The organism is Bordetella petrii (genome assembly GCF_020991325.1).
In the GTDB taxonomy this organism is placed as follows: Bacteria; Pseudomonadota; Gammaproteobacteria; order Burkholderiales; family Burkholderiaceae_B; genus Bordetella_A; species Bordetella_A petrii_E.
This window is the reverse complement of sequence record NZ_JAJMLX010000362.1, coordinates 1-3,734: the sequence shown is the minus strand read 5'-3', so window position 1 is coordinate 3,734 and position 3,734 is coordinate 1. Positions and strand designations below refer to the sequence as shown.

General features: G+C 68.0%; 3 protein-coding genes and 1 pseudogene. 2 read left to right on the top strand and 2 right to left on the bottom strand.

Features of this window, described 5'->3' with window-relative positions:
- Together LPZ50_RS22900 and LPZ50_RS22895 are read left to right on the top strand one after the other, a co-directional pair.
- Positions 1-211, top strand: a pseudogene (locus LPZ50_RS22900) (hypothetical protein); the annotation flags it as partial.
- Between the two features lie 31 nt (positions 212-242).
- Complete coding sequence (locus LPZ50_RS22895) at positions 243-788, top strand: MarR family winged helix-turn-helix transcriptional regulator (protein WP_230665117.1); 546 nt, start codon at positions 243-245, stop codon at positions 786-788.
- Positions 789-816: 28 nt separating this feature from the next.
- On the opposite strand, the gene LPZ50_RS22890 is transcribed toward LPZ50_RS22895, so the two are convergent.
- Positions 817-2,487: an ABC transporter ATP-binding protein gene (locus LPZ50_RS22890; protein WP_230665116.1), complete on the bottom strand. Its 1,671-nt coding sequence runs from the start codon at positions 2,485-2,487 to the stop codon at positions 817-819.
- On the bottom strand, positions 2,484-3,734 hold a 1,251-nt coding region (locus LPZ50_RS22885; RefSeq protein ID WP_230665115.1), incomplete at its 5' end, for an ABC transporter permease. The genes LPZ50_RS22890 and LPZ50_RS22885, both read right to left, overlap by 4 nt.

Sequence of the window (3,734 nt, the reverse complement as noted above, 5' to 3'; positions counted from 1 at the left end):
GGTCGCCGGCCTGACGGGCGGACTGGGTGGCGGCGATGCCGGTGCCAACGGCGGCCTGCTGGCCCCGGTGACCGGCTTGCTGAATGGCGTCACCGGTGGACTGGGTGGCGGCGCCAGCGGCGGCTCGGGCAATGGCGGCGCGGCCAATGGCGGCTTGCTGGGAGGCCTGGTGGGCGGCCTGACCGGCGGCCTGAATGGCGGCGCCCGGTAAATCGGATAGGCGGACAACGGAGGCTGAACCCATGCTGCAACTGGATTCTGCAATACACCTTAGCCGCCCTTCCCCAGCGGTTTCCGAAAGCGATGAGGCACGGCCTGGCATGATCGATGACATCGCACTGATGCTTGGGCGGCAGTTCGCCGCCTACACCGCGGCCTGCCAGGCCGCCCTGTCCGAGAAGATGGGAATTGCCCTGGCTGACCTGAAGGCGCTGGACTTGGTGATCGAGTTCGAGTCCCTGCCTACCGGCCAGTTGGCGCAATTGATGGGCATCAGTCCAGGCGGCGCCACCGCGCTGATCAACCGGCTTGAAGAAGCCGGTTATGTCGAACGCGGCCGCCACCCCCTGGATCGCCGGATCATCGTGATCCGGCCGGTGGAAGACAACTGCCGGGCCCTGCTGGCCGAACGCCATGCCATTGCCCGCGAAGTGACGCTGCTGGCGCGCAACTTCGACACCGGGCAACTGGAAACCGTGCACAGCTTCCTGGCGCAATGCTTGAAAGCCCTGCGGCACGACACCCGGGTATGGCTGGAAACCCGCCACGTGCACGGGCTGGACGCCTGAGGCAGTTCCGGGCCGGACGCGGGCAGGATCAGCGCGCCGGCCCGAACGCCAGCCTGGGAACCGCCGCCAGCAGGCGGCGGGTAGTTTCGTGCCGGGGGGCATGCAGCACGGCATCGGCCGAACCTTCTTCGACGATGCGCCCTTCATGCATGATGGCGATGCGGTCGGCCAGGTATTCCACCACGCCGAAATTGTGCGTGATGAACAAGTACGCAATGCCCAGTTCGGCCTGCAGCTCGCGCAGCAGATCCAGTATCTGCGCCTGCACGGACACGTCCAGCGCCGAGGTCGGCTCATCGCAGATCAGCACCTTGGGCTCCACCGCCAGCGCGCGCGCGATGGCGATGCGCTGGCGCTGCCCGCCGGAAAACTCGTGCGGGTAACGCGCCGAGGTATCCGCCGGCAACCCCACCCGTCCCAGCAAATGCTCGACGCGCCCGCGGCGGTCTGATTCGGACATGTCTGGCCGCAACGAGGCGATGCCTTCATCCAGGATGTCGCCCACGCGCATGCGCGGGTTCAGCGAGGCAAAGGGATCCTGGAACACGATCTGGATGTCCTGCCGCAGGCGGCGCAGTTCGCCATGCCCCGCGCCCAGGATGTCCTGCCCGTGCAACAGTGCCCGGCCCTGCACCTTGGCGCCGTCGATCAGGCGCAGCAAGGCCTTGCCGCTAGTGGTCTTGCCGCAACCCGATTCGCCCAGCAAGGCCAGCGTTTCGCCGGCGCGCAGGCTGAAGGTGACACCATTGACGGCCCGTACCCACGACGCAATGCGCCGCAACAGGCCCTTGCGCACCGGGTAATGCACCAGCAGGTCCTGCACATCCAGTACCACCTCGCCGGCCTGGGCGGGCACCGGCCGCTGGGCGGTGGCCTGGCCGCCGGCCAGCGGCCGGCCGCGTTTTTCATACGTGGGAATGGCATCGAACAACTGGCGCGCATACGCATGGCGCGGCGTCTCGAAGAACACATCGGCCGGGGCGCTTTCGACGATCTCGCCGCCACGCATCAACGCCACGTGCTGCGCGACATTGCGCACCACCGCCAGGTCATGGGTGATCAGCAAGATGGCCATGCCCATCTCGCGCTGGATATCGGCCAACAGGTCCAGTACCTGCGCCTGCACCGTCACGTCCAGCGCGGTGGTGGGTTCGTCGGCGATCAGCAGGGCCGGCTCGGCCGCCAGCGCAATGGCGATCATGACACGCTGTTTCTGGCCGCCCGAGAACTGGAACGGGTAGTCGTCGATGCGGCGCTCGGGTTCGGGAATGCCCACGCGGCGCAGCCAGTCGATGGCGCGCGCGCGCGCCGCCGCGCCGCGCAGCGAAGTATGCGCCGTCAGGGTTTCCAGTATCTGGTCGCCCACCCGCATCACCGGATTCAGGCTGGTGGAGGGTTCCTGGAAGATGATGCCGATGCGGCCGCCGCGTACCCGGCGCATGGCGCTTTCCGGCAACTGGTTCAAGTCCTGGCCGTCCAGCGCCACCTGTCCGCCCACGATGCGGCCCGCGTCGGGCAGCAGGCGCAGCAGCGCCAGCGCCGTCATGCTCTTGCCGCATCCCGATTCGCCAACCAGCGCGAAAGTCTCGTTGCGCGCTATCGCCAGTTGCAGGCGCTTTACCGCGTGGGTCATGCCGGTTTCGCCGGCGATGGCCACGTCCAGGCCATCTACGGCCAGCAACGGTTGGGCGCGGTTCATCGCGATGCTCCGGTGTCGGCGGTGGCGGGGGCCACGCCTTCGGCCGGCCGGCCGGGCCGGTAGCGCCGCGCCCGCGGGTCGAAGGCTTCACGTACCGCGTCGGCGAACAGGTTGGCCGACAGCACCAGGGCCAGCATGAACGTGAAAGCGGTCAGCAGGTTCCACCACACCATCGGGTCGCGCGACATCTCGGTGCGCGCGCTGTCGATCATGGAACCGAATGAGTTCATGCTGGGATCCACGCCTATGCCCAGGTACGACAGCACCGCCTCGTACAGCACCAGGCCCGAGAATTCCAGCACGGCGGTGATCAGCACGATATGCATCACGTTGGGCAGCAGGTGGCGCCGCATGATGCGCCAGTGCGACACGCCGAAGGCGCGCGCCGCCTGCACGTATTCCAGTTCGCGCAGCTTGAGCGATTCGGCGCGCAGCAGGCGGCACAGGCCCGACCATCCCGTCAGCCCCAGGATCATGCACAGCAGGAACAGGCGCAGGTCGGCGCGGGCCGCCGAGGTGTCGAACAGGTCGGGATGGGTATCGATGTACACCTGCATCATCAGCGCGCAGGCCGCCACCAGCAGCACGCCCGGAATCGACGTCAAGGTGGTGTACAGGTACTGGATGGCATCATCGACCTTGCCTTTGAAATAGCCAGCGGCAATGCCGAAACCGATGGCGGGCGGCAGCATGGCCAGGGTGGTCAGGCTGCCAATGACCAGGGCGGTGCGTATGCTTTTCAGCACCTGCCACAGCACGTCGTTGCCGGTGCGGTCGGTGCCGAATACGTGGTAACCCGTGGCCAGCCCGGCCACCGCCCCCACCGCCAGGCACATCAGCGCATACGTGATCCACATGGCGCGCCAGGGTACTTCGGTGCGGGCGCGAACCATATCGCACAGGCCCTGCTTCCAGCCGCCGCGCCCGCGCGCCAGCGCGACGCCCAGCAGGGCTGCCCCCAGCAGCGCGGCGATGGCGCCGCCAGCCAGGCCATAACCCAGCCGCTTGGCGATGTCGCCGATGCGCTGGCTTTCAGGATGGCTGAGGTGCGCGCCGCCGCTGCGCAGGCGGGGAAAATCGCGCACGGGCTGGCCGTCGATCAGCTCGGTTTCCTTGGTGAACTGGCGCGCCGCCAGCGGCGCCGAATAGGTTTTCTCGGGCCGCGTCAGCACCGTGCCCGCCAGCAGGCCGTCCAGGGCCGATTGCACCGCGGGCGCATAGATGGGCGGCGCGTCGGCCGCCGCGCC